The organism is Microbulbifer mixtoriginis (SeqCode), assembly GCF_052466865.1.
In genome coordinates, this window is record NZ_CP174293.1 from 1157836 (window position 1) to 1183219 (window position 25384).

Annotated in this window: 22 protein-coding genes; 14 read left to right on the forward strand and 8 right to left on the reverse strand. The window is 50.1% G+C overall.

The features are described 5' to 3' along the window. The first annotated feature begins 31 nt into the window (after positions 1 to 31). The 4 genes from ACJJJA_RS05290 to ACJJJA_RS05305 all read left to right on the forward strand — a co-directional run bounded on the left by ACJJJA_RS05290 (position 32) and on the right by ACJJJA_RS05305 (position 3727). Entirely contained in the window at positions 32 to 412 is a 381-nt protein-coding gene (locus tag ACJJJA_RS05290) for a hypothetical protein (protein WP_252084684.1), read from the forward strand. Between the two features lie 364 nt (positions 413 to 776). Next, complete coding sequence (locus ACJJJA_RS05295) at positions 777 to 1457, forward strand: YEATS-associated helix-containing protein (RefSeq protein WP_252084685.1); 681 nt, start codon at positions 777 to 779, stop codon at positions 1455 to 1457. Between the two features lie 142 nt (positions 1458 to 1599). Next, entirely contained in the window at positions 1600 to 2445 is an 846-nt protein-coding gene (locus tag ACJJJA_RS05300; protein WP_252084686.1) for an AAA family ATPase, read from the forward strand. 100 nt (positions 2446 to 2545) lie between these two features. Next, positions 2546 to 3727 (forward strand): vWA domain-containing protein, encoded by a 1182-nt coding sequence (locus tag ACJJJA_RS05305; RefSeq protein WP_252084687.1) that lies wholly within the window; start codon positions 2546 to 2548, stop codon positions 3725 to 3727. Between the two features lie 126 nt (positions 3728 to 3853). Here the strand turns inward: ACJJJA_RS05305 and ACJJJA_RS05310 are convergent, their stop codons facing one another. Continuing rightward, a complete protein-coding gene (locus ACJJJA_RS05310; protein ID WP_444903923.1) occupies positions 3854 to 5347 on the reverse strand; it encodes a peptide MFS transporter in 1494 nt (497 codons plus the stop codon). 167 nt (positions 5348 to 5514) lie between these two features. Between ACJJJA_RS05310 and hrpA the strand changes: the two genes are divergently transcribed. The 7 genes from hrpA to ACJJJA_RS05345 all read left to right on the forward strand — a co-directional run bounded on the left by hrpA (position 5515) and on the right by ACJJJA_RS05345 (position 14705). Continuing rightward, positions 5515 to 9429, forward strand: a complete 3915-nt coding sequence (hrpA, locus tag ACJJJA_RS05315; protein ID WP_444903924.1) for an ATP-dependent RNA helicase HrpA — start codon at positions 5515 to 5517, stop codon at positions 9427 to 9429. 233 nt (positions 9430 to 9662) lie between these two features. Further along, a complete protein-coding gene (locus ACJJJA_RS05320) occupies positions 9663 to 10001 on the forward strand; it encodes an HvfA family oxazolone/thioamide-modified RiPP metallophore (protein ID WP_252084690.1) in 339 nt (112 codons plus the stop codon). Positions 10002 to 10082: 81 nt separating this feature from the next. Next, positions 10083 to 10928, forward strand: a complete 846-nt coding sequence (locus tag ACJJJA_RS05325) for an HvfB family MNIO-type RiPP peptide maturase (RefSeq protein WP_444888087.1) — start codon at positions 10083 to 10085, stop codon at positions 10926 to 10928. Continuing rightward, positions 10909 to 11691, forward strand: coding sequence for an HvfC family RiPP maturation protein (locus tag ACJJJA_RS05330; RefSeq protein ID WP_444903925.1), 783 nt, complete (start codon positions 10909 to 10911; stop codon positions 11689 to 11691). Before ACJJJA_RS05325 ends, ACJJJA_RS05330 begins: the two co-directional genes overlap by 20 nt. Before the next feature lie 173 nt (positions 11692 to 11864). Further along, entirely contained in the window at positions 11865 to 12764 is a 900-nt protein-coding gene (locus ACJJJA_RS05335) for an MlaA family lipoprotein (RefSeq protein WP_444903926.1), read from the forward strand. 38 nt (positions 12765 to 12802) lie between these two features. Beyond that, the gene (locus tag ACJJJA_RS05340) at positions 12803 to 13981 is read left to right on the forward strand and encodes a PP2C family protein-serine/threonine phosphatase (protein ID WP_252084693.1); all 1179 of its coding nucleotides are present in this window, start codon (positions 12803 to 12805) and stop codon (positions 13979 to 13981) included. 205 nt (positions 13982 to 14186) lie between these two features. After that, complete coding sequence (locus tag ACJJJA_RS05345) at positions 14187 to 14705, forward strand: STAS domain-containing protein (RefSeq protein ID WP_252084694.1); 519 nt, start codon at positions 14187 to 14189, stop codon at positions 14703 to 14705. 49 nt (positions 14706 to 14754) lie between these two features. Here the strand turns inward: ACJJJA_RS05345 and ACJJJA_RS05350 are convergent, their stop codons facing one another. The 3 genes from ACJJJA_RS05350 to dusA are packed head-to-tail and all read right to left on the reverse strand — an operon-like array spanning position 14755 to position 17223. After that, positions 14755 to 15213: a tellurite resistance TerB family protein gene (locus tag ACJJJA_RS05350; RefSeq protein WP_252084695.1), complete on the reverse strand. Its 459-nt coding sequence runs from the start codon at positions 15211 to 15213 to the stop codon at positions 14755 to 14757. Further along, positions 15194 to 16189 carry a transaldolase gene (gene tal, locus ACJJJA_RS05355; RefSeq protein WP_444891248.1) on the reverse strand — a complete coding sequence of 332 codons (996 nt, stop codon included), beginning with the start codon at positions 16187 to 16189 and terminating at the stop codon, positions 15194 to 15196. Before tal ends, ACJJJA_RS05350 begins: the two co-directional genes overlap by 20 nt. A 56-nt stretch (positions 16190 to 16245) precedes the next feature. Continuing rightward, positions 16246 to 17223, reverse strand: a complete 978-nt coding sequence (gene dusA, locus ACJJJA_RS05360) for a tRNA dihydrouridine(20/20a) synthase DusA (protein WP_444903927.1) — start codon at positions 17221 to 17223, stop codon at positions 16246 to 16248. Positions 17224 to 17877: 654 nt separating this feature from the next. On the opposite strand from dusA, the gene ACJJJA_RS05365 reads away from it, so the two are divergent. Further along, positions 17878 to 18306 (forward strand): GNAT family N-acetyltransferase, encoded by a 429-nt coding sequence (locus tag ACJJJA_RS05365; RefSeq protein WP_444898999.1) that lies wholly within the window; start codon positions 17878 to 17880, stop codon positions 18304 to 18306. A gap of 45 nt (positions 18307 to 18351) precedes the next feature. Here the strand turns inward: ACJJJA_RS05365 and ACJJJA_RS05370 are convergent, their stop codons facing one another. Both ACJJJA_RS05370 and ACJJJA_RS05375 read right to left on the reverse strand, forming a co-directional pair. Beyond that, positions 18352 to 19560 carry a glycerol-3-phosphate dehydrogenase/oxidase gene (locus ACJJJA_RS05370; protein WP_444883869.1) on the reverse strand — a complete coding sequence of 403 codons (1209 nt, stop codon included), beginning with the start codon at positions 19558 to 19560 and terminating at the stop codon, positions 18352 to 18354. Beyond that, entirely contained in the window at positions 19544 to 20236 is a 693-nt protein-coding gene (locus ACJJJA_RS05375) for a glycerophosphodiester phosphodiesterase family protein (RefSeq protein WP_444903928.1), read from the reverse strand. The genes ACJJJA_RS05370 and ACJJJA_RS05375 overlap by 17 nt, the downstream gene beginning before the upstream one ends. A 271-nt stretch (positions 20237 to 20507) precedes the next feature. On the opposite strand from ACJJJA_RS05375, the gene ACJJJA_RS05380 reads away from it, so the two are divergent. Together ACJJJA_RS05380 and ACJJJA_RS05385 are read left to right on the forward strand one after the other, a co-directional pair. Beyond that, a complete protein-coding gene (locus ACJJJA_RS05380; protein WP_444883871.1) occupies positions 20508 to 20831 on the forward strand; it encodes a hypothetical protein in 324 nt (107 codons plus the stop codon). A gap of 182 nt (positions 20832 to 21013) precedes the next feature. Continuing rightward, positions 21014 to 21697 carry a fimbria/pilus periplasmic chaperone gene (locus ACJJJA_RS05385; protein ID WP_444888093.1) on the forward strand — a complete coding sequence of 228 codons (684 nt, stop codon included), beginning with the start codon at positions 21014 to 21016 and terminating at the stop codon, positions 21695 to 21697. Positions 21698 to 21958: 261 nt separating this feature from the next. Here ACJJJA_RS05385 and ACJJJA_RS05390 read toward each other — a convergent pair whose 3' ends face one another. Both ACJJJA_RS05390 and ACJJJA_RS05395 read right to left on the reverse strand, forming a co-directional pair. Continuing rightward, complete coding sequence (locus tag ACJJJA_RS05390; protein ID WP_444903929.1) at positions 21959 to 22930, reverse strand: hypothetical protein; 972 nt, start codon at positions 22928 to 22930, stop codon at positions 21959 to 21961. Further along, a complete protein-coding gene (locus ACJJJA_RS05395; protein ID WP_444903930.1) occupies positions 22872 to 25301 on the reverse strand; it encodes a TcfC E-set like domain-containing protein in 2430 nt (809 codons plus the stop codon). Before ACJJJA_RS05395 ends, ACJJJA_RS05390 begins: the two co-directional genes overlap by 59 nt. Positions 25302 to 25384 lie beyond the last annotated feature (83 nt).

A 25384-nucleotide genomic window follows, 5' to 3' on the forward strand; every position in this document is an offset into this window, starting at 1 on the left:
AACTGGGCGGGAAACATAGAGTAAATAAAAAATGTCTGAAGATTTTCAACTTGCCTGGTTGGTATATACCGGCTCGACACTGGTTTTACTAGCTGCCGGCTGGTGGTTTATGCGCAATTGGCGCTGGAGCTGGCTGCGCCGCACCTTGTTATTGGTCTTGGCTGGTGTACTACTGCTGCCGGTAAAAATACCGGTGGCCGAGTCAGTAGCCATGCCCGTACTACCCCTGTATCTCTACCAGGTATTATTTGAAGAAAATGGGGCTGCACCGGAAGTGACAGCAAATTTGGTATTTGCTGCAGGTGGTGCTTTAGCGGTGATGATTGTGTGGGGACTGGTTTCACTATTATCTAAGTTTCGCCGCAGTCGCCGCCGTCGTTTCGACGAAGACCCATACTTCAAGGAACAGTAACGGGATTTTTCATCCAGATCTTCCCTCATCACAGGGCTCATCGCAACTGGGCCCACTTACTTTTCTCCCCTTGCTTATCAAAGGCGTTCCTTCCTTTCTCTAGCCTCTCTGTGGATGGTGACAGCTGCTATATCTATTAGGCTGCTTACGCACTTGGCGTGAGGCCAGACGAGCCGGCTTACTGATAAAGACCAATAAACAAGCCCTTGTTGGGAAATCATGGATTGTATTTCCTGAATATCCCAGTGGAGTGGGTTACTTGTTGGTAAGCCAGACTCACGACAGATAAAGTTTATAAATTGCCCTTGGCGTAGATTTTCGCCCATAGTTATGGCGCAGGTTGCCAGATGGCTGAGGAACCCTGATGCTCGACCACCTGCTGATTCTCACTGCAGTAATGCTGGTATCGGGCATTCTCGGTGGGCTGGTGAACTATTATCAAATGCTGTTTACGGAGGAGGATCCCGCCGGCCTTGCTCGCTGCCTGATTATGGGATTGTGTGGTGCCTTAATGGTGCCAATCTTCCTGAAGTTTACCCAAAGCGATTTACTGATCGAAATCCAAGGCGACCCTTCGCGGCTTTTGATTTTTACCGGTTATTGTCTGCTTGCCGCTATAGCTTCCCGCATGTTCGTGTTTAATGCTGCGCGTCGCCAGCTGCGCGATGCCAGTATTGCCCGTGCTCGAGTGGAAAATATGGAGCAGGAACTGCGCACTATGCAATTGGAAATGATGCCTTTGCTGGAACATGAGATAGAAGGGGATCTGGAGCAGGGGCCGGTGCTGGATTTCAACCAAATTCGCAAGCTGGACGACAATGCCCTGCAGGTACTCAATCTGCTAAATGACGGCGAATGTGTATTCCGCTCCCTAAGTGGTATGGTGCAAGATAGTGGTATGGAGACCAATTCTATTGCCCGTGCCCTTAACAGCCTGCTTGTATTAGAAATGGTGGGCAAAATCCACAGTCACCTGGGGATTCGCTGGTATATCACCGGTAAGGGGCGCCAAGTAGTACACCGCCGCAGCACTCAGATGGCTTGAGCCATAGTCGATAACCCCCCTTCATTTAGTCTCTACTCGGGCTGGTCATCCAATTTGATCGTTCCCGCCTCGCCACCCGCCCCGCTGTTCAATTATCATTCGCTAATTCTGAAGATAGCGTGATGACAGGATTGGAGTAAGCATGAAATTTACCGGTACCGATAGCTATGTAGCTACCGAAGACCTGCAGATGGCGGTGAACGCAGCCGTCACCTTACAGCGCCCTTTGTTGATCAAAGGCGAACCGGGCACCGGCAAAACACTGCTCGCGGAACAGGTTGCCGAGAGCCTTGGAATGAAATTGATCCAATGGCATATCAAATCTACCACTAAGGCCCAGCAGGGACTTTACGAGTACGATGCGGTATCCCGCCTGCGCGACTCCCAGTTGGGGGTGGATAAGGTTCACAATATTGCCAATTACATCAAGCGCGGCAAGCTGTGGGAATCCTTTGCTGCGGAAGAGCGTGTGGTACTGCTGATCGATGAGATTGACAAAGCGGATATCGAATTCCCCAACGACTTGTTGGTGGAGCTGGATCGCATGGAATTCTTCGTTTACGAAACCGGAGAAACTATCAAGGCCAAGCACCGCCCCATTGTCATTATTACTTCGAATAATGAAAAAGAACTGCCGGATGCCTTCCTGCGCCGCTGCTTCTTTCATTACATCAGCTTTCCCGACCGCGATACCATGCGCAAAATTGTCGATGTCCATTACCCGGAAATTAAAGGGCAACTGGTCGCAGAAGCGATGGATATTTTCTTCCAGTTGCGCGAAGTACCGGGTTTAAAGAAGAAGCCTTCCACCTCAGAGCTGATTGATTGGTTGAAGTTGTTGATGGCCGATGATATTCCGGAAGAAGTACTCAAGAATCGCGATAACAGCAGTGCCATTCCTCCACTGTATGGCGCCTTGCTGAAAAATGAGCAAGATGTGCATATGCTCGAACGCCTGGCGTTTATGGCACGTCGTGACAACCGCTGAGCAAGCCTTGTTGCCTTTCATTAGGGGTAAACTTCTGCCCCTGATGATGTTCCGCTCGGTACCACTGAGCATTTTTTCCCATTGCTGACTGCGAATTACTATGCTGATTGGCTTTTTCCTGAATTTACGTCGCTATAAATTACCGGTATCCATCACCGAGTTGTTGGCCTTGCTGGAGGCTTTACAACAGCGCCTGGTTTTTGCAGATCTGGAGGAATTTTATTTCCTCGCTCGTGTCTGTCTGGTGAAGGATGAAAAACATTTCGATAAGTTCGACCGCGCTTTCGAGGCCTATTTCAAAGATTTGGAAACCCTCGACGATATCGTTGAGCAAATGATCCCGGAAGACTGGCTCAGAGCGGAATTTCTCAAGCAGTTAAGCGAAGAGGAAAAGGCCAAAGTCCAAAGCCTGGGTGGTTTGGAAAAGTTGCTGGAGGAGTTCAAAAAGCGTCTCGAAGAGCAGAAAAAGCGCCACAGTGGCGGCAATCGCTGGATAGGTACCGGTGGCACCAGCCCCTTTGGTAACAGTGGCTATCACCCGGGGGGTATTCGGGTGGGAGGGCAGGGACGTAATCGCTCGGCATCCAAGGTTTGGGAGAAGCGCCAATTTAAAAATCTGGATGACAGTATCAGCCTGGGAACCCGCAATATCCAAGTGGCTCTGCGCAAGTTGCGTAAATTTGCCCGCACTGGCGCAGCAGAAGAACTGGATTTGAATAACACCATTTCTTCCACTGCGCGCAATGCGGGTTTGTTGGATATTAAGATGGTGCCAGAGCGGCACAACGCAATAAAAGTGCTGATCTTTTTCGATGTGGGCGGTTCTATGGACCCTTATGTACGTGTGTGTGAAGAGTTATTCTCTGCCTGCCGCTCAGAATTTAAGCATTTGGAGTATTTTTATTTTCACAACTTTGTCTATGAACATGTGTGGAAAGACAACCAGCGGCGCTATAGCGAGAATACGTCTCTGTTGGAAGTACTGCGTACCTATGGCAAGGACTACAAGGTAATCTTTGTCGGTGATGCCTCTATGGCACCCTACGAAATTACCAGCCGTTTCGGCAGTGTTGAACATATGAATGAAGAGCCGGGTGCAGCCTGGATGGAACGTATCACCGATATTTACCACAATCTGATCTGGCTAAATCCGGTTGATGAGGAGTATTGGCAGTTTACGCCCAGTATCGGCATGACCCAGCGTCTAGTGGATGGCCATATGTATCCGATGACCCTTGAGGGATTGGATCGGGCGATTGCCTATTTAGTCAAAGGCCGCTAATAGCGGCGTCAATGAAGGTTCCTTGCAAGAAGCTCTAATCTAAGGAGTTTTAGGCAAGGAATTATCCACAGGCGGCACACTCCTGTGCCGAACTACCCGATAGATAATTTTAGAGTTAATCAAGTACTACTCTTTATTACCGCTGAAGTGTTTGGGTGGCGTTCCCTCGTGATCAGCAGTAATACTGATTTCTTCTCTGGTGGTTTCGCCCACTGTAACATGCGCCTCTTCTGCACCGTGCATCCAATCCACTAGTTTTTCACGAATCAAATATAGAATAAAACCGGCCACTATAGCAGTTAGTGCGACACCGCCGAAAGTGGCGAGTGGTCCAGAAACCCCCACTAATTTACCGATCTCTGCTGCCCCTTTGTTGGCGATACCAATAAAGGCAAACCAGAGTCCCATCATCAGGGATAAATAACGCAGGGGAGATAATTTAGTCACCACAGAAAGTCCGATAGGTGACAGGCAAAGTTCACCAATGGTGTGAAAAATGTAGGCGAAAATCAGCCACCAGATGCTTGCTTTAATGGTCTCGGAGTCGCCGATTTGTAGTGCCGCGCCGCACATAGAGAGAAAACCGATTCCGAGAAAAACTAACCCCAAGCTGAATTTAGCCGGTGAACTCGGCTCACGATCTCCCATACCTACCCAGATAGAGGCCATAATCGGTGCGAGGATAATAATAAACAAGGGATTGACCATTTGTAGCCAGCTGGCAGGAATTTCCCATCCAAAGATATTCAGGTCGGTGCGGTACTTGGCAAATAGATTCATTGACCCGGCAGCTTGCTCAAAACCAGCCCAAAAAACCACGATAAACACACCCAGAACCAGAATGACTTTAATGCGATCCCGCTCTTCCTGTGTGAGGGGGCGGTGTTTATTTTCCTCCTCGTCTTTTTTATTTTTCAGTTCCAGATGAGCGGAGGGTTCTACGCCTATTTCTCCCAAGTAGCGTTTGGCTTGAGTCATTTGCAGAATCAGGCCCAGCAACATACCAATGCCTGCAACAATAAAGGCGAGCTGGTAGTCCACCTTTTCCCCAATCCAGCCTACGACCAAATAACCGAGAATTGAGCCCAGGTTGATCCCCATATAGAAAATAGTAAATGCGGTATCGCGGCGGTGGTCCCCCTCTTCGTAGAGATCCCCGACCATAGTGGAGATGTTCGGTTTAAAGAAACCATTGCCGATAATCAGTAGGGCCAGCCCCAGCCACAGCATGTAAATCTCACTACCGTCTGGTAGCCAGGTATGAGGAAAACCCAGGGAGAATTGCCCCAGCATCATCAGGGTACCGCCAAACATGATACAGCGGCGCTGCCCCCAGCGGTTGTCAGCCATCCAGCCACCGATAATGGGGGTCAGGTACACCAACATGGCGTACCAGCCCAGATAGCTCAGGGCTTTGGACTGCAATTCAGTATCGGTGAGCTGTTCCCAGCCGAAGACTGCGGCAGTGGCAGTGGAAGTCAGGTAAAAGACAAAAATACCGCGCATGCCGTAGTAGCTGAGACGTTCCCACATCTCGGTGCCAAACAGCAGAAACAACCCTTTGGGGTGGCCAAACAGCTGTCCGGCGCTGGCGGGGGGCTTGGGCTTGATCTCTTGCATAGTACTGCTCGCAAGGTGTGACCCTAAGGCGCAGCACTGCCACCAAAAGCAGTGCGCCTGTGAAAAAAATTACTATCTGGACCAGTATAGTTGAGCGCCACCAAGGGATTTTCTGCCCCTTAGCAAAGTGCGGGTATAATCTCCCGTTTACCAATTCTGTATGAATTATGAGTCACACCGAAGCAGATAAAAGCCTGGGCGCTTTACGGGCCCGAATCTCCGGCTGTATGGGGCGGGACCGCTACCAGCTGTATCGAACGGTTAAAAATGTGCGCCGGCGCCAGAAAGAGGGCAAGCCGGTCGATCGTATGTTGGCCCAGCTGGAGCAGCAGCTGCAGGTTTCCCAGTCTCTGGCAGAAGAGCGCCGGGGCAAATTGCCCGAAGTGCAGTGGCCGGAGTCGTTACCTGTAGTGGCGCGGCGTGAGGAAATCGCCGAGCTGATCGAAAAGCATCAGGTTGTTGTTATCGCTGGTGAAACCGGCTCCGGTAAAACCACCCAGTTACCCAAAATCTGCCTGTCCCTGGGGCGGGGTATTTATGGCCAGATTGGGCATACACAGCCACGTAGAATCGCCGCGCGCACAGTGGCCAATCGAATTGCTGAAGAATTGCAGCAACCTTTGGGGGAATCAGTCGGTTACCAAGTGCGTTTTACCGACCACAGCACCGAGCACACTCATGTCAAATTGATGACTGATGGTATTCTGCTGGCTGAAATTCAGCGCGATCCACTGTTGAATAAATACGATACGTTGATTATCGACGAGGCCCATGAACGTAGCCTCAATATTGATTTTCTACTGGGCTATTTAAAAACCATTCTGCCCAAGCGCCCACATTTAAAACTGATTATTACCTCAGCTACGATTGATCTAGAAAAATTCTCTCAGCACTTTGATGACGCACCGATTATCGAAGTATCCGGTCGCACTTACCCGGTGGAAATTCACTATCGCCCGACGGCAAATAGCGATGCAGACCTCAATGAGCAGGTTGTCGCAGCAGTTGAAGAGTTACTGCATGAGGAAAAGGCCAGCAGCCGGCGCGGCGGGGACATCCTGGTATTTATGAGTGGTGAACGGGAAATCCGCGAGTGTGCCAAGGCTTTGCGGGATGCGCAGATAGCTCAGTTAGAGATACTGCCCTTATATGCGCGATTAAGTCTGGCAGAACAGGCTAAGGTCTTTCACGGTCATAAAGGTCGCCGTATCGTGCTGGCCACCAATGTGGCGGAGACCTCCATTACGGTGCCGGGAATTCGCTATGTGATTGACCCGGGTACTGCGCGTGTCAGCCGTTACAGCTATCGCAGTAAAATCCAGCGATTGCCCATAGAGCCGGTTTCACAGGCCAGTGCCAACCAGCGCGCTGGCCGCTGTGGTCGTGTCAGTGCCGGTGTCTGTGTGCGCTTGTATGAAGAGCGGGACTTTGCACAGCGCGCAGAATTTACCGATGCGGAAATTCTGCGCACTAATCTGGCAGCGGTAATCCTGCAAATGTTGCAGCTGCGTATCGGCGATATCCGTGAGTTTCCCTTTGTCGATCCGCCCGATCCGCGCCTGATCAATGACGGCTATAAATTGTTGCAGGAATTACAGGCCGTCGATGACCAGGGCAGAGTAACCAAACTGGGCCGCGCACTTTCACGTTTGCCGCTGGACCCACGATTGAGTCGAATGTTGCTGGCCGGTGCGGACAATGGCAGTACGCGCGAATTATTAATTATTGTCGCCGCCCTGGCCGTGCAGGACCCGCGCGAACGCCCGGCGGAAAAGCGCCAAGTGGCGGATGAAAAGCACCGACAGTGGCAGCATGAGCAATCGGATTTTCTATCCTTTGTGCAGCTATGGGATGCCTTCGAGACTCAGCGCCAGGAACTGAGCCAAAACCAGCTGCGCAAATGGTGCCAGAAAAACTTCTTATCCTGGCTGCGTATGCGTGAGTGGAGAGATATTCACCACCAATTGCGTGTGGCTTGCCGGGACCTCGAAGTCAAAGAAAACAAAGAACCTGCGGAGTACGAGGCAATACACCGGGCCATTGTCGTGGGTTTACTCGGTAATATTGGCGCTCGAGATGAGAATAAGGAATTTATCGGTTGTCGTAATCGTCGCTTCCATATTTTCCCCGGCTCCGGCCAGTTTAAAAAACCTCCGCGCTGGGTGGTTTCCGCTCAGTTATTAGAAACCAGCCGCTTGTTCGCCCACACTGTTGCGAAAATAGAACCGGACTGGGTGTTGGCTGCGTCTAAGCACCTGGTAAAACGCAATTATTTTGAGCCCCACTACGATGTCCGCTCTGGGCAAGTAATGGCTTTTGAAAAAGTCTCTCTGTACGGCTTGGTACTGGTAGAAAAACGCCGTATCCCCTATGGCAAGTTGGACCCGCAAATCGCCCGGGAAGTATTTATTCGCCAAGCATTAGTGGAACAGCGTTATCGCGGCAAGGGTCGTTTTTATAAGCACTACACTGACCTGTTGAAGTCCCTGGAAGAGTTGGAAGCCAAGTCCCGTCGCCGGGATATTTTGGTGGACGATGAAGTGGTTTATCGCTTTTTCGATGAACTAGTTCCCGCAGATATCGTCAACCTGGCCGGGTTTGAGCATTGGCGCAAGAAAGCTGAAACCAGTGATCCGCAGTTGCTGTTTATCCCCCGTGAGTTGTTGATGCAGCAGAGTGCTGATCACGTGGGTGAGGCGCAATTCCCTAACGAACTGCAGGCTGGGGGTATTGTTTACCCACTCCGTTATCACTTCGAGCCCGGCAGTGTGGATGATGGCGTCAGTATCCAGGTGCCCGTTGGGGCGTTACACCAGGTGCCTGCCGCTCGACTCTCCTGGTTGGTACCTGGAATTTTACGAGATAAATGTATCGCCCTAATAAAAGCCCTGCCGAAACAGTGGCGCAAATACTTTGTACCGGTACCGGCGGCTGTGGATAAGGCCCTGCCGCGACTGCGCGCAGACAATACTCCCCTATGGCAGTCGCTGGCCTTGGAGCTGCAACGTCAGACCGCTCAGAAGTTACCTGAAGATGCCTGGGAATCTGCGGAACATTCCTTGGAAGATTTCTACCGCTTTAATATCCAGGTGTTGGATGAGTCAGGAAAATTGCTGGATCAGGATCGCGATCTCTCGCTATTGCAGGCACGCTATCGCGACCGGGTACAGCAGGGACTGGCAAATGCGGGCGATAGCTTCGAGCGGGATGATATTATCAGCTGGGATTTTGGAGAACTGCCGGAAACTCATACCCTCGATCAGGGAGGGCTCAAGGTACGCGCCTATCCGGCGCTCGTAGAAGCTAAGGAAAGTGTTTCCCTGAAATTGCTGGATAATCCCGCTGAAGCGCGACGCCTGAGTCGTGCTGGGATCTGCCGCCTGGCTCTGTTGCACTTGCCCGAGAAGGTGAAATATTTACGTAAAGAGTTGTTGCGTGGCAAAGAGTTGGGGCTTTCCGCCGCAGATCTGGGGCGTCGCGAAGAAGTGGCAGACGATATTCTGATGGCTGCCGCGCGTGAAGTCTTCTGGGGAGATGAAAACTGGCCACGCAGTGAAGCTGAATTTCTATCTGCACTGGAGAAAGAGGGTGATTTGGTGGGAGTGGCCCAGGAAACTGGCGACCTTTTGGTCAAAGCCCTGGGGCAATTGGTCCCCCTGCGCAAGCAGATCAAACAGCAAAAGAACCTGGCAGTCGCTATGGCGGTGGGAGATATCCAGCAACAATTGGCAGGACTTTTCTACCGGGGTGTCTTGTTTGATACCCCTCTGCAATGGCTGCGCCAGTATGGCCGTTATCTCAAGGCGATTTCTGTGCGTCTGGAAAAGGCGGCCCTCGATCCAAACCGCGACCGCAAGTTGCAAGTGGAGTACCACAAGGCTGCCGAGTCTTTCGATAATCAGATTGAGAAGTTTTCGAGGAGAGAGCTGGCATCAGAGCCTGCGCTGGTAGAGTATCGCTGGATGCTTGAGGAATTCCGTGTGAGCCTGTTTGCACAGACGTTAAAGACCCTGATGCCGATCTCCGCCAAGCGCCTACACAAAGTTTGGATAGAAATTGATGGCATGGAGCTGCTCGGTTGAGTACTGCTTAGCCACAGTTCACAAAAAAATTTGTGGCCTTGTGTAATATTTCCCAAACTGGCCCGACAGATGAATGAGAGTCGGTAAGCATACGCGGCATCATTAAATATGTGATGGCTGTGAGCCGGTTTCACAATATGACGGTTTTTCAGTGCGCATCATTATACTGTTGCGGGACATAGAAAAAGTCATAGAGAGTTATATTACATTGGGTATTAGTTAGGAGATTCATTATGAACAAGAAGCATCTTTCCCCTGTAGCAGCTGCTGTTGGTGCTGCTTTTATTGCAACTGCTGCGATGAATGTATCTGCATCCACCGCTGAAGCTAACCCGTTTGCCGCTGCTGAGCTCACCTCCGGTTATAACTTGGCTCTGGCCGATCACGATGACAAGGAGAAAGAAGGCAAGTGCGGCCACGGCAAGAATAAAGAAGGTAAATGCGGCGAAGGCAAAAAGAAAGAAGGTAAATGCGGCGAAGGCAAAAAGAAAGAAGGTAAATGCGGCGAAGGTAAGTGTGGAGAAGGTAAAAAGAAAGAAGGTAAGTGCGGCGAGGGGAAATGCGGTAACTAATACCCCAACACGCGCGATTGGGGCGGCACTGTGTTAAGGGCCGCCCCAAGTACTTTTCACTATCACTAGAGGCAAATAGTGGTGCGTAATTATCCAGTGGAGGGTGCCGGTCTCGGGCTGCGTCGCTCTATGATGGGTGAAGAACTTTCATCGGGTGCGGTGGATTTCTTTGAGGTGGCGCCGGAGAATTGGATTGGCGTCGGCGGGCGCTATGGCCGCTGGTTTCACCAGCTCAGCGAACGATATCCATTTATCCTACATGGCCTGTCTCTATCTATTGGCTCGTCTGACCCGCTGGATATGGACCTGCTTGCTTCGATCAAGCAGTTTATTCGCGATCACAATATCCGTCTTTACAGCGAGCACTTGAGCTACTGCTCAGATAAGGGCCATCTCTACGATTTATTACCCATCCCCTTTACCGAAGAAGCGGTAATGTATGTCGCCGAGCGAATTCGCATTGTGCAGGATACCCTGGAGCAACGTATTGCCATGGAGAATGTCTCCTATTATGCGGCGCCGGGTCAGGAGATGAGTGAGCTGGCATTTTTACAGGCGGTCCTGCAAGAGGCGGACTGCGACCTTCTGCTCGACGTAAATAATATCTATGTGAATTCAATCAATCATCGCTATGACCCCCTGGAATTTTTGCGCGGGCTTCCCTCCGAGCGTATGCGCTATGTACATGTAGCCGGGCATTACGATGAGGCGGATGATCTGAAAGTGGATACACACGGTGCTGCAGTGATTGATCCCGTGTGGCAGTTGTTGAACAAAGCCTACGAGATACACGGTGTCATGCCGACCTTGCTGGAGCGCGATTTCAATATCCCGCCGCTGCCGCAATTGTTTCAGGAAGTGGAACAGATCAAGAGCATTCAGGCCTGTCACCGAGAAGAAGAGAGCTATGTCATCAGTCGCCGATAAGACAGCCAGGTTCCAGGGCTTACAGCGGGCTTTAGCCAATCACCTACGCGCCCCTGATCAAGTTGAGGCGCCAGAGGATATTGAGGACCGGCGAGTTGCCATATATCGGGAACTGATTTACAACAATATCGAATCTTTTATTGCCAGTGGTTTCCCTGTATTACGCAGCCTCTACAGTGATGAGCACTGGCACAAAATGGTGCGTGATTTTGTTCAGCACCACACTTCCAAGAGCCCCTACTTTCTGCAGATTAGTGAGGAGTTTCTCACTTACCTGCAACAGGAGAGGGAACAGCGGGAGGAAGACCCAGCGTTTCTATTGGAGCTGGCTCATTATGAGTGGGTGGAGCTGGCGCTGGATGTGAGTACTGAGGAGATTCCCACCGACCTGGATCGCCAGGGAGATTTATTGACCTCTATTCCGGTGGTGTCACCGCTGGTGTGGAGTCTCAGTTACCGTTTCCCGGTGCACCGTATCGGTCCTACCTATCAGCCCCAGGAGCCAGCTGATTCTCCCACCTTCTTGCTGGTCTATCGCGACCTTAGCGATGAAGTCAGCTTTATGGAAATCAATGCAGTAACCGCACGACTATTGCAGTTGGCCTCAGAGGGTGATGTCACAGGGGAGCAGCTCTTGGCACAAATTGCTGCCGAGCTACCGCAAGTCGATAGAGAAGCCCTTTTCGGCTTTGGTATTGAGTTACTCCAGAAATTACTGGATAACGGAGTGATCGCTGGTTTGCGGCCTCAGGCGACAGAGTAGATCGGCCGGGCCTAGGATTTCTGGCGCAAATTACCTTTCTGTGACAGCGTGTGCTTGCCTGAAACTGCGGCATCTTTGATGAATACCAGCTGCTATGCTGCCGAGGGTGGTTTACAGTTTGCGGGGGCGTTAGAATCCTTGACCTTGAAATTTGTTAGAAGAGGAGCAGGGTTTTGCTAGGACGCAGAGATTTATCGCCCTGGTTGATGGCCGCATTACTGGTCATCTCCCCCATGGGCGCTTTGGCGACACAGGACCCATTTGGTGACGCCGCCACTCCCTCAGCCCAGCCTGAGGCGGTAGAGCAGAATGACGTTAGTGGTGAGTCCAATGGTTCACTACTGGATGAGTATGGCTTTGACCCCGCGGAAGAATTTGAGAGTGAAGAAGGTGAAGACTTTTCTCTTCGCGATCCCTGGGAGGGATTTAACCGCGCCATATTCAGCTTCAATGACGGTGCGGATCGCTATGTGCTAAAACCAGCGGCTGTGAGTTATCGGCAGATTACCCCGATATTTGTACAGCAAGGTGTAAGCAACTTTTTCAGTAATCTGGCTGAAGTGACCAATACCTTCAATGGTGTGTTACAGGGCAAGTGGGGCCAGGCGGGTAATGACGCCGGTCGTCTGCTAATCAATACCACCATTGGTATTGCCGGTCTTTTTGATGTTGCCAAGCATATGGGCTTGGAGAAAGGTGACGGTGAGGACTTTGGCCAAACTCTAGCGGTTTGGGGGGTACCCTCTGGTCCCTACCTGGTGTTGCCACTGCTAGGGCCCTCCACCGTGCGGGATACGCCAGCTAGAGTGGTGGATTACTACACCAATCCTCTGACCTATGTGGAGCACGATCCCACTCGCTATACCCTTAAGGCTACCGATATTATCCAGAGTCGCGCTAGCCTGCTGAAGGCTGAATCCCTTCTGCAGGGTGATCGCTATATTCTGCTGCGCGACGCCTACCTGCAGCGTCGCGATTTCTTGATTGTGGATGGTGAAGTGGATGTGGATACCGCGACCGAAGCTGCCGAGGCAATCGATCAGGGGGAAGTCGAAGAGTCCAGTGACTACTGAGCAACAGCTAGTTAACCCCCTTTCCAAAAGAGCCTGCCATGGCCGGCCCCAGTAGCCTGTTACTGACCGATGATGAGCGCTCCCGCAATTTCTTGCGTGGAGCGCTTTCGCGTCAAGGGCTTTCAGTTGCTGTAGCTGATAGTGGCCAGCAAGGCATAGAACAATTTACTCCCGAACTATTTCAGCTGGTTATCGTCGATCTACTCTTGCCCGATATGGATGGGTTGGAGGTACTGCGCAAAATCAAGCTCCGCTCCCCGGCGACGGCGGTTGTAATGATTGCCGAGCAGGGTGAGCTTCACGAAGTATTACAGGCCATGCGTCTGGGGGCCTGCGATTATCTGATCAAACCCATTCAACAGGCTGCATTGATCGATAAAGTAATCTGCCGTATCACCGGCGCGGAAAACCTCGCCCAGCAGAATATTGAGTACCGCAACACCCTGGAGCAGCGCAATAGCGAGCTGCGCGAGCACGTAGAAGTATTGCGCCGTGATCAGGAGGCCGGTCGCTTGCTGCAGCAGCACCTGTTGCCACGCAGTCCCTATTTTTATCCCGGCGGCGTTGAGGCCGCCTACCGCCTGATTCCCTCTCTGTATCTCAGCGGCGATTTTGTCGATTACGGTTTGTTCGGCGAGCGCTTTGTGGCGTTTTATCTGGTGGATGTCTCCGGGCACGGGGTGTCCTCCGCACTGGTTACGGCACTGATCAAAAACAGCGTGATGCATCGCCTGCGTGAGCGCCCTTTGTTTTCCCAACTGGAGTCCCTGGACTCCGACTTGTTGGAAGTTTTGGAGTTGATTAACCGCGAGCTCTTATCCACAGGTATGGGTAAGCACGCCAGCATGTTTATCGGTGTGGTAGATACCGCCGCTAGCCAACTGCATTATGCTGTCGCCGGACAGATTCCCATGCCGGCGCTTGCCAGTGCCGCTGGCGCCGACTGGCTGCCGGGTAAGGGGCGCCCCTTGGGCATTTTTGAGCGGGGTGACTGGCAGGTAATGTGTGCCGAGCTGCCCAGCAGTTGGCGGTTGGTGGCCTGCTCCGATGGCGTACTGGAGTTACTCGAAGGCGATTTACTGCAAAAAGAAGAGCGGTTACTAGAGTTGATAAGCGCTACGGGCGGTGAGTTGGGAGTACTGTGTGAGAGCCTGAAAGTGGACACTTTTGGCGCATTACCCGATGACATTACAATTCTTACCCTTGCCCACGTTTAGAGGTGGCATTTCTGCGACTAAATAGTCGAATTTCATGCCCTAGCACTCTTGTCAGTCCCAGCAGTCAGGAGTAAGCTCCGCCCATCCTATGCACAAAAGTGCCGAGGCGGCAAAACCGCCGCAAGCATTTTTGCTCTACCAGTGAACTTTCGCCATCCGGTACACTTTAATCCACTGAGTGTGTTCGGGTGAGCCAGGGGTTGTTATGCAGTCCGGGCAAATTATGGTTGGGGCCCACCAGGGCGTTTACATCATTAAATTGATGGGCGATGTTCGCCTCAACCTATGTACTTCTTTCGATAGTTTTATCGATAATATGTTTGCAAGCAGTGACTTTGCCGGTGTGGCCTTTGACTTACACGGTGCCGAGGGTGTGGATAGCACAACCTTGGGGCTGATGGCCAAGATCGCGATTCGCGCCCAGGAGCGCGGCTGCCAGAAGCCCTTGGTATTCCTTGCCGATAGGGGTATTCAACACCTGCTAGATGCGATGGGGTTCGATTCCCTGATGGAAATCAGCGATGAGAAACGTGATTTCTCCGTGGAGACAACACCCCTGGTCTGTAAAACCCCGGATGAATGTGCTGCTCGGGAGAAGGTGCTAGAGGCACACCGGGTGCTGATGAGTATGAACGAGCAGAATGCGGAAACTTTTCGCGATCTAGTCCATACCCTCGAGCTAGAATGTGGCTCCCACAGCAAGTCCTCCGCGCACCTGCACTGAGATTTAACAAACACCCTCCTTCAAAGTTTTAACGCCCCGGCAAAACTTTTCAGCTACTCCGCATGTCTCTAGCTTCCGCCCGTGCGCGGGTAAAGAGTCCGTGGGGAAGGTAAATTAACTCGGAAACCCGGCGGATTAGATGTTCTTCAAAAGCCTCGATCACATCGTCGGAAAAAGCCACCTGCCACATCTGCCGAACCAGCAGGTACTTGTCTCGCTCGCTGAACTGGTCATTGACGGCCTGGGTAAACTCAAACAGGGAAGTGGCTCGCTCCCTTTGCTCTATGGCTTCATCAATAATCTCTGCCGCCGCATGGCTGCTCAGTGCGTAGTGTTGGCAAAGTAGTTCGATCAAAGTGTTACGTTCGCGCGGGTCTAGCTTTTGATCCACAGTAGCCACCTCAACCAGTAAGGCGGCACTGATCATTCGCACGTCTTTTTCATCGTGCATTTCGACATCGGCACTGTTGCCAATCTGTTCAAACAGCTTACGGATTTGTTGCAGCATCAGTTTCCCGGCGTCCCATCACTTGGCTCTGCAGCAGCATTTCGAGCCGCTCCTGGTCTTTGACAAAATTACGGATACCCTCGGCGAGCTTTTCTGTGGCCATGGCATCACTGTTGAGTTGGTAGCGGAATGCCGCTTCGCAGAGTCGCCCCTCAGGGCGTGGCAGCGGTTCGTTGACCGTGGGAAGCCCACCAACCAATAAACCCTCGCTCTCTTCCAGAGACTGGAGCAGCTGAGGGCTGATGGTTAGGCGATCGCATCCGGCCAGCGCTTCGATCTCCTCCGTGTTGCGGAAGCTGGCGCCCATCACAATGGTGGAGTAGTCGCGCGACTTATAATAATGATAGATATTGCGTACCGACAGTACACCGGGATCCTCTTCACCGCTAAAGGCTTTGCGGTCCCCATTGGCTAGATGCCAGTCGAGGATGCGGCCCACAAAGGGAGAGATCAGTGTTACTCCAGCTTCGGCGCAGGCAATCGCTTGGCTCAAACAGAACAACAGGGTGAGGTTGCAGTGAATGCCCTCCCGTTCCAGTATCTCTGCTGCTGCTATTCCCTCCCAGGTGGCGGCGACTTTAATTAGTACTCGCTCCCGGGCTACGCCTTCGCGCTCGTACAAGGCAACAAGGTGTCTGGCGTAATCAATAGTGGCGCGGGTATCGAAAGACAGGCGCGCGTCTACCTCGGTAGAGACTACCCCAGGGATCAATTGCAATATTTCACTGCCGATACTGACAGCCAGCTTGATTGCAGCCAGCCGCGCTGTTTCAGAGGAGTTGGCGCCACTGTGGTGGTGAGTTGCCCACTCCAGTGACTCTTGGATCAGGCCCTTGTATTGGGGCAGTTGGGCAGCCTTAAAGAGTAAAGAGGGATTGGTGGTGGCATCCTGGGGGCGATAGCGGCGTATGGCATCAATATCGCCAGTATCTGCTACCACCTGGCTGCGCTGTTTGAGTTGATCCAGTTTATTCATCGCGATTCCCTCGATAGTATTTGGCTTCCCTTCCTATGAAATACTGGCCTTCCAAGTTAAGCCGCTTGGGTGACCAGTGACAAAGCTTGCTCCACAACCTCAGGCCCTGCCCCTTTCTTGTGAGCATTTTCACTCAGATGACGACGGAAACGGCGTGCCCCGGGCAGGCCCTGAAAGAGCCCGAGCATATGCCGGGTAATATGGTTGAGGCGTTGACCACTTGCCAGTTCTCGCTCGATATAGGGCAACATCTGCTCGACCACTTGCGCGGCATCGGGTCCTTCATTTTCTCCAAACAACACACTGTCCACTTGTGAAAGAAGCGCTGGGGTCTGATAGGCGGCGCGACCGAGCATAACACCATCTACCCGCTGTAAATGTTGCTGGCATTCTTCCAGAGAATTAATGCCACCATTAATGACGACTTGGAGCTGTGGGTAATCCTTTTTCAGCTGGTAAACCATATCGTAGTTAAGCGGTGGGATTTCGCGGTTTTCCTTTGGGCTGAGGCCCTGCAGCCAGGCTTTGCGGGCATGGACGATAAATGTCTCTGTGCCGATGGCTGCCTGCGCCTCCACAAAACGGGTCAGGCCAGGGTAGTCTTCCATGTCGTCTATACCGATACGGTGCTTGACTGTGACCGGAATAGACACTGCGTCACGCATCGCAGATAAGCCGGCAGCTACGACATCTGGTTCCGCCATCAGACAGGCGCCAAAACGTCCAGACTGAACCCGGTCACTGGGGCAGCCGCAGTTGAGGTTGATTTCCGCATACCCCCACTCCTCGGCAATTCGTGCGCACTCCGCCAGCTCGCGAGGGTCGCTTCCGCCAATTTGTAGGGCGACAGGCAGTTCGCCAGCGTCAAATTGCAGGTGGCGCTGGCGATCTCCGTGCAAAATTGCCCCAGTGGTCACCATTTCGCTATAAAGGCGGGCGCGTTTACTCAGTAGGCGCCACATATAGCGGCAGTGACGGTCACTCCAATCGAGTAGTGGCGCGGTGCAAAAGCGGTGGGGACTGTAATCAGACATAAACTACGATGTAAAAGACTAATAAAAACAGAGTAGCCCTCCATTATATGGGATGTAAAACAAAGACCCCATAGTGTTAGGGTACATTGCATAAAAGAGAGGGGGCAGAAGTGGGCTAGAGGGTGGCTCAATATACTTGAATGCTTTATTAAAAACTGAGTGACAAAGTTAGCTCGCCCTCAGAGTGAAAAATCAAGGTAATTGGGAGTTGGTAGGAGTAATTCAATCAATATCTTAATTCTGTAAATTCGTATTTAATATTTTCTTCCAGTTGCTTATCGATTTGTACCTTTAGAAATTAATGGATTTTATCTTCTCGCGACAATATTAATAAACAGTCATATATAACACTTGACTTAAATCTCTAAAGAGTGGATTTTTTGTACTTTGGTGCGAGATGGGTTAATAATTGGTCATGTAAATTTCAACCATATCGTACTTGTGAGTACTACCTCTTGTTACTTATTGTGTAGTGCTTCAGGGAGTAATTGGTATTAGCAGAAAAATAATAATTAGACTAAGTTCAAGTGATTAAAAGTCTTGGTTGCAACAGTGGAAACCATACTATCTTAGATGGTCAATTTTTTATGCAAATTAAAAAGTGAAAGTTGGTATTGGTCCAGCTTTATTGGTTGTTAAGTATAAGAGTGAAAAATGTTCAGCATAGATATTACAACGTCACCGTCTAAAGATGAATCCAATATATTAAGTCAAGGTATTATCGACTTTAACCAAGCAAGTGTTCCTGGGCTTGAGCGAAATGAAGACGAGGTTAAATTTACAGTATTTGCTAGAAATTCCTCTAATGAGGTAATTGGTGGTATCCGTGCTTCTTGTTATTGGAATACTTTGCATATTGAGTTGCTTTGGCTTTCGGAAGAGTGCCGAGGCCAAGGTGTGGGTGCGGAACTTGTAAAAAACGCTGAACTTTTCGCAAGAGAGAAAGGGTGTGAGAAAGCATTGGTTGAGACAACAAGCTGGCAGGCAAAGCCATTTTATGAAAAAAATGGCTATGAGCACATGGCAACCTTGTCCGGTCGCCCCAAAGGGCAAGCATCGCATTATTTATCTAAAACACTATAAATGGATCTAGGTATTTACAGACTTCTAAATGCTGTTTAGATAATTTTAAAGATTGCGCTCCCTTTCTGAGGTGCTGGACGTATTAATGTGTGAGGAATAGTTTTCGCTTGGGGGGCCCTTACCTTGCAGGGTGGCTTGTAATTTTTTGGCCAGCTTGCGTGCGGTGGCGCGGTAGCTGGTAAGCTTGCCGCCGGCAACCGCGAGAATACGAGGCTTGCGCTCATTATCACAGCAAATCATGGATTCCCGCGAGCGGGCGAAAGGACTTTTTTCCGCTTCCGGTAGAACCCGTAATCCAGCATAGCTATCACATATATCCTCCACTTGTAGGCTGCGTGTCTGGGAAAAATACTGCTGTACCGTACGTAGCAAATAAGCCTCCTCTTCCATGGTGGGAACTACTTCTCGTGGATCGCCGAAGAAGGGGCGCTCTGTGGTGCCAACTAAGGTTTTGTCTTGCCAGGGCATTACGAAGACCGCTCGATGATCCTCGGCTTCCACATAGAAGATCTTATTGCCGAGCGACAGTGGCAACAATATGTGGGTGCCAGCGACAAGGTCTATAGGAGGTAGGGTTACAGAGGGAGAACAGCGCGCGTTGGTGGTCGCTACCCAGGGGCCGCTGCAATTAACCAAGGCGCGGGTGTGTAGAGTATTGAGTTTGCCGTCGGCCACGTAATCAACCCGCACCCCCTCCTCGGTAACTTCCGCCCCAACTAAACTGCCGGGGCAGATGATTTGCGCGCCATGCGCAATTGCTGAGGCGACTACATCACGGGTTAGGGCGGCATCGTCAGTTTGCGCATCGTAATAGCGAAATACTGCGAGTAGATCCTCCTGCTTGAGGCCAGGTAGGGTATCCCATTCGGATTTGGGTAAAGCGCGAAAGCGCGAGGCCTCACTGCCGATACCCGAGAGGAGCGCGTAAAGGCTAAGCCCCAGTCTGACCATCCATGGTGGACGCTTGCTGTCACGGTAAATAGGAATATAGAAGGGCACCATACGCACCAACTGCGGCTTATTTTCCAGCAGCCAGTGACGTTCACGCAGGCACTCATAGACAAGTCGGAATTGACCGCTCTCGAGGTAGCGCAGGCCCCCATGGATAAGCTTGGATGAGCGTGAGGAGGTGGCTGCGGCGATGCCAAGCTGTTCCAGAATCACGACTGAATGCCGTTCCTTGGCCAGGGCCTCTGCGGTGCCTGCGCCAAGAATTCCCGCGCCAACTACCAGTACATCAAAATCCGTAGACATCACTCGCTTCCCAGGAGCGCATCAATAGTGGCAGGTTACCGGTGAGGATATGGTGCGCACCTCGCTTTCGCCAGAGTACAGCTTCTTCAGCAGAGTTAATTTCATAGACAACCCACTGCCAGGGGCCAGGGGGTAATTCTTCGCAATCGACGAAGCTGTCGCGAATCAGCAGAAACTCCGGGGCGAGAGTGACGATATCGGCAGACAGGCAACGTGGAACGCTGTTGATTTGCAAGGCCACTCTATGCCAGCCCATGCTGCGGGCGGCCCGAAGACTGCGACAGTCTTTTGTGAGCAGCGCGAAGGACTCGCGTTCGTTACGCATTAACTCCATGAGCTTTTTTACCGCGGCTGTAAAACCTATGTTGGTGATATTGGCTGCGGAGATGCCTACAAACCAATCCAGGTGCCGGTGACAGCTGGCCCAGTCCACCAATTTTATAAAGGAGTCGATAGGCAAACGGTTGAGTTGGGAGTCCCTTAGATCGTGGAAAAAATGTTGGCGCTTATCACTTGGCATAGGCAGTGTATCGCTATGGTAGCACCAGGGAGTGCCATCCAAGCTAAAGCGGACATCGCACTGAATGGCGCAGGCGCCCAGATTATGGGCCGCCTCGAAGGCGGCGATGGTATTCTCCGGGTGGCGGGTTTTGTCGCCTCGGTGCGCGATTAGCATGTGAGTCAAATCCGGAAAGCAGGCGTTATTGTCGAGTGGATATAGGCGCTTAGGCGCTCTGTAACCCAAGGGTCAAATGACCCAGGCTGGAATTGGGTCTTACAGGAAAAATAGACCCTGGAGAGGTTGTTGCAAGTAGAGTTGGGCGGAAATTTCAATGCTCAAGTGCATTCCTCAAGACTAGGGAATAGCCAGCTAAACTTAAGGTGTGCCCTTTAGATGTCTGTGCAGCTGTGGCATAACTGCGCTGTTAAAGAGGTATATAGCCCCCGTGAGTAGTAAAAGACGTATTCTGCTTTTGGCAATTTCCACCACTGTGCTAGCGTTAGCGGAGCATGTACAGTCTGCAGGACAGACTGCCCAGGCAACTTCACAGATAGTGCTGAGTTTTACACCTCAGGTGCAGTGGCGTTATGAGCGAAGCAGGGAATCGGCAAGGTTTTGTCTACGCAACATACCGGCCAAACATTTTCGTTTAACAAGCGAAGCTCTGCTGTCTTCCTCTGAGCAGCGTGTATATTATTCAGGTGCTGATAAGTGCCTGGAAACAAAGTCCATTGAGAACTTTTCGGGAGTGATGATTTCAGCGGAGTAATCATTTCAAGAACAAATCATTTTTGAATGACTGGCTCTAAGTTAATTCTTTTGTATGGGGGTGAATTTCTGTAGGACTCCCTGAGTTGGAACAGAAATATGGCAAGAGTATTACAAACAGCCATATAAATTCGATGAATGCAGTTTTTAAAATAATGGTTAATTTAGGTGGATGATAGAGCGATGAAAAAAATACTGCTCTCTTTCTTGTTGCTATTGGGACAGCCCGCACTGGCAGCCATGTCCCTGGATAAAATAATTTTCTATCTTGATGATGCTCCCAATGCGCGTGATGACGTGGTTATCACAAATCCGGATAAAGAGACCCTGTATGTTCAGACAGAAATATTTCGGGTAGATAATCCCGGGCTAGAGAACGAAGAGCGCATTCGAGTGATTAACCCGGATGAATTCAGGTTGTTGGTGAGTCCGGCCAAGGCCATATTGGCGCCAGGAGAGAGGAAACGCTTTCGTCTAATGGCGTTGGATAGAGATTTAAAGGAAGAGAAGGTCTATCGTGTTACTTTCAAGCCGGTAGTTGGGGAGGTTAAATCGGAGCAAACCGCACTGAAAATTCTTGTGGCCTACCAGGCATTAGTATTTGTGCAGCCTGAGGATGGAAGTTACCAGCTGGAGTTACAGGCCGACGGGAGTCAACGCTACTTAAAGAATACCGGAAATATCAATGTTGAAGTGGTTGAGGCTCGCCATTGCCCAAGCGAGGGTGAGTGTCAAAAGCTCGATATTTCAGGTCGCCTTTATGCTGGAACAAGCCTGACGTTAGAGGGCCTTCCCACAGAAGGTGAGTTGGAGGTCTTACTCAGAGGGCGTGATAGTGAGCGAGTGCGCCTCCCTTTGGGCGGTTGAGAGTCAGTTAGCTTAGATTTTTACTGACTTAGTGGTATGGATTAAAAACGATAAGGGGATATCTAAAGCCTGGTTTGGTATCCCTCTTATAATATCGAAAGTGTATGTCTGATTCAGAGCAATGATTTTTTTCAGTTTTAAGAAGGAAGCTCATTGTTGTTTTATGTCTGGGGTTTAATCTAAGCCAATCATTCAAACTCTAAATGAACTGTCGGTAGGGGTCTGTTGGTATAGAAAAGCCGAAGTCCTCATTGCACATGGCTATTGGCTAGTAACTGTCACGGTGAGAACATCGGTGTATTTCGATTCATTTGCCCTTTCCCAGAAGGGCGAAGGTACCGTAATCGTGATTCTGGCATTATTGCTGAGGCATTCTTCTGGCGCTGAGCGGTTGAAAAGACCTGGAATGCGCCCGGATGCACCGGGTATTGAGGGAGTACTTCGGTGAATATTATCTGAGAAACTGGCTATATAGGGCATGTGTTCACTGATACCAGTAAGTACAAAGGCTCCCGCACTGATCCCCCCACTACTTGACAGGGATACGGAGTACTGACTAAAGCCGCTGCCACCAACACAAAAGTCTTCATGGCCAACAATATCTTGCCCGGGTGAGACCCCCATATTACTAAGAAATATATCGTCGAGTTGCTTGATATAAATTTTGGGTTGAATTTTTAATACTATCGAAAAATCTATTTTTTGAGTTTTTCCAGACTCTGTCTGCGCTATCAATAATTGGAAGTTTCCTTGATAGCTATTAGAGGAAAAATTTCTAGGTCTAACTAGCTTTACTCTCAAGTCTGCATTGGCATCGTTATTACTACCCGGAATGTCTTGATAAACTGTACCGGGGTTGAATGTAAAGGATCTGTGATGTGGCGCTGATAAGGCCAAAATTATATCAACAACTTCTCCATTTTCTGCATATAACCTATAGAATCCCTCACGCTCGGGTTGAATTTCCAGTGAAAAGGGAGTGGCTGAGCTGTGCTTCTGACTGCGAAAAGTAAAATGGATATCCTGATGCTTCCCTTTTCCATGTATTGTGTGCCATCCAGATAGATTGCAGACACGTAGATGGGAGTCACCTAGACAGTTTGCAAGGCTGCTATTTGACAGGTAGAGTAAAAAAATAACTATTAAAAAATTATTAATAAATTTTCTTGATTTTTTATTGGGTGTCATTTGTTTTAGCAGTCTGTGAGATTTGACAGTTGGCTGAACTTTCATCAATAACCCCGAGGTTTAACCAATCTTCACTGGACTCCACAACCTCAACTTTGGCATTACAATCAAGCCAGGTGACTTCGAGATGTGAAGGGGGCTCGTCAGAAAGAGGTATTTCCAATTGAAAAACACCAAAGCTATCTGTGAGTGTTGACTCTCCTTCAATGGAAATTAACACATTGTCTAACCCCTGACCCTTAGCCATAACTCGACCTATGGTCAGATAGACAGGTTGAATCTTGTAAGTAGCGGTGGTCACACTGCCAGGATAAAGCGTCACTTGATCGGTATTTTCACGGTAGCGAAAGAAACCGTCCCCTAGAGGACGAAGTGATATATCGTAGCTTTTAAATGGGTGAAGATTGATCACGGACCTACTATCGCCTTTCGCATAACCTTGGCGGCTACCGTCGATTAATACTTCAAAGTTTTCCCGTTGGCTGCCTTCAATATCTACAATGATGGCACTTTCCAATGAGCGTTCACCGCCCCAGGCTATATGGTCCTTTGTGGCAATGATATTGGTGTTAAAACTCCCAACATAATTTGTAGAGCGGCTATTGTTAACGTCACTATGACTAATGGTGGAGCTGATAAAACCATATTGTCCAGCAAGTCGACTATAGCTTCTTAAATAGTAATCTTCCGGCGTTGCTTCTATAGTGAACTCCTGGTTTACTTCTGCTGCCCAGCGGTCGGCATCACGCCAGCGAGTTTGGACTTCTAGATATTGGTTGTCACCGCTTCCTTGTTGGCGCTCACCACGTAGGTTAAATGAGTTTTGCCAGTTTTTATTGGTTTGAAGAAGTTCAATACTCAGTAGTGTATATTTTTCTCCGTCAGCGTCACTATAGGCCAGATTGGCTGTAGCTTGCCATTTTCTTCCTCGAAATATATTCCTTCGATATTCCAAGGTCCTAAGTTCTTGGGCTTCACTGAATTGACTGTCCAGAGAGAGTGAGTCAGTGTAATTTCCCGGACTTCGATTGCGCTTACTGCGCCTTAGTGTTAGGTTTCCACCAAAAAGTGGGGCTCTCAGGCTAATACTGCTTTGAGACAACCTATTGCTTAGCAGGGTATATCTATCGGGCTTTACATCATTTCTCTGCTCATCAATCTTGATCCGATAGGCGCTCAGCATTGCATAGGGCGTTTTTATCAGAGCCTGTAATTTATAGGCGTCTAGACCATTGGACTCCCTAGCCATAGAGGGAGAGAGTTCTAAATAAGAGCTTACCCAACGGCCACCAACCTCCATAAATTGCTGACCTTCTGTGGCTGCTAGTGTAGAGAAAACGCCAAAATTTTTTGAAAGGCGGCGGGCAATATATCCTTGCAGTAACTCTTGCTGATAATGATCCGGCATTCCGGAGGATATTTCAGGTTTTACTGGCATTCCTCCCTGCAGGCTCCAGCGCCACTCACCCGGTGCGGGCAGTTGTGAATCCTTGGTAAAAAATTCAGTAGTATTATTAATTAATCTGCCAGCTTCGTCGTAAATACGAATTTCTATGTTGTAAGCGCCATGTGGTAAGGTGGTGGTATCCAGTAAGTGATTTCCAGCTTCCATCAAATCGGAGTGAATCATACGACCATCTCGGTACAGTTCCACCCGGCCACGCACTGGCATGTTTATTTCTACCAGGGCGGAGTGTTGATAACCGATGTCTGTGCGGCTGTACTGAGAGTCACGGAGCTCAAATCCGTAGAGACGGTGTAATGATTGGAAAGTACTGAAATTTCCTTTTGGTTGCAGTAATCCCAGGCTATAGGCTTTTCCGCGGAAGTCCCTTTCCCAATGCAGGCTACTGACACGGGTACCAATTTCGTTGGCTGTGTACCAATCCCCGTAAATAGCGCTCTCACCAAATCCAATAATGCTGGTAGCAGATAAAGTAGTTTGTGTGTTGCTGTCTACTTCATCGCTTTGTGCTCCCGACCAGGAACCACTGATATTTTGCACAATGGAAAAACTATTGCTGGCTGGGGGCAAGTATCGGTCGGTCAGGGCCTCTTGTTGAGGAAGTAGCTCTGGTGAGAAAAAAACATCCAGTCGATACCTCTCTTCGTCATAGATTACTGCGAAGTATTCTGGATTTATAAATCCACAATCTGTTTGGGAGTTATCACGACAAATTCGCTCACTATTTTTTTCCAGTGAAGCCTGTAATGAAAGCAGCAGGCGCTCGGGGTTTAGGCTGACAGGGAGAAGCTTGATAGCCTCCTCAGGTTCTACAAAACGCACGAATTCAGGCTCGGCAATAATTAGCGCCGAGCCCAAACTGCGCCCGCCATAGTACAGGTCTGCCACAATCCTTTGGGGCTTGGTTAGATCTGCAAAACCTGCAGGTACATCTGTGCTTACGAGATGCATTGGTTCTGTTGATACTGCAGTTGTATGCCAGAGCCATAGCGGTAAGAGCATCCAGGGAAACTTCCCGACGTTGCTTTTATTTA

Excerpts from the sequence above, each read along its gene's own strand:
- ACJJJA_RS05290 (WP_252084684.1), top strand. The coding sequence starts at position 32 with ATGTCTGAAGATTTTCAACTTGCCTGGTTGGTATATACCGGCTCGACA.
- ACJJJA_RS05295 (WP_252084685.1), top strand. The coding sequence starts at position 777 with ATGCTCGACCACCTGCTGATTCTCACTGCAGTAATGCTGGTATCGGGC.
- ACJJJA_RS05300 (WP_252084686.1), top strand. The coding sequence starts at position 1,600 with ATGAAATTTACCGGTACCGATAGCTATGTAGCTACCGAAGACCTGCAG.
- ACJJJA_RS05305 (WP_252084687.1), top strand. The coding sequence starts at position 2,546 with ATGCTGATTGGCTTTTTCCTGAATTTACGTCGCTATAAATTACCGGTA.
- ACJJJA_RS05310 (WP_444903923.1), bottom strand. The coding sequence starts at position 5,347 with ATGCAAGAGATCAAGCCCAAGCCCCCCGCCAGCGCCGGACAGCTGTTT.
- hrpA (WP_444903924.1), top strand. The coding sequence starts at position 5,515 with ATGAGTCACACCGAAGCAGATAAAAGCCTGGGCGCTTTACGGGCCCGA.
- ACJJJA_RS05320 (WP_252084690.1), top strand. The coding sequence starts at position 9,663 with ATGAACAAGAAGCATCTTTCCCCTGTAGCAGCTGCTGTTGGTGCTGCT.
- ACJJJA_RS05330 (WP_444903925.1), top strand. The coding sequence starts at position 10,909 with ATGTCATCAGTCGCCGATAAGACAGCCAGGTTCCAGGGCTTACAGCGG.
- ACJJJA_RS05340 (WP_252084693.1), top strand. The coding sequence starts at position 12,803 with ATGGCCGGCCCCAGTAGCCTGTTACTGACCGATGATGAGCGCTCCCGC.
- ACJJJA_RS05345 (WP_252084694.1), top strand. The coding sequence starts at position 14,187 with ATGCAGTCCGGGCAAATTATGGTTGGGGCCCACCAGGGCGTTTACATC.
- ACJJJA_RS05350 (WP_252084695.1), bottom strand. The coding sequence starts at position 15,213 with ATGCTGCAACAAATCCGTAAGCTGTTTGAACAGATTGGCAACAGTGCC.
- tal (WP_444891248.1), bottom strand. The coding sequence starts at position 16,189 with ATGAATAAACTGGATCAACTCAAACAGCGCAGCCAGGTGGTAGCAGAT.
- dusA (WP_444903927.1), bottom strand. The coding sequence starts at position 17,223 with ATGTCTGATTACAGTCCCCACCGCTTTTGCACCGCGCCACTACTCGAT.
- ACJJJA_RS05365 (WP_444898999.1), top strand. The coding sequence starts at position 17,878 with ATGTTCAGCATAGATATTACAACGTCACCGTCTAAAGATGAATCCAAT.
- ACJJJA_RS05370 (WP_444883869.1), bottom strand. The coding sequence starts at position 19,560 with ATGTCTACGGATTTTGATGTACTGGTAGTTGGCGCGGGAATTCTTGGC.
- ACJJJA_RS05375 (WP_444903928.1), bottom strand. The coding sequence starts at position 20,236 with ATGCTAATCGCGCACCGAGGCGACAAAACCCGCCACCCGGAGAATACC.
- ACJJJA_RS05385 (WP_444888093.1), top strand. The coding sequence starts at position 21,014 with ATGAAAAAAATACTGCTCTCTTTCTTGTTGCTATTGGGACAGCCCGCA.
- ACJJJA_RS05390 (WP_444903929.1), bottom strand. The coding sequence starts at position 22,930 with ATGAAAGTTCAGCCAACTGTCAAATCTCACAGACTGCTAAAACAAATG.
- ACJJJA_RS05395 (WP_444903930.1), bottom strand. The coding sequence starts at position 25,301 with ATGCATCTCGTAAGCACAGATGTACCTGCAGGTTTTGCAGATCTAACC.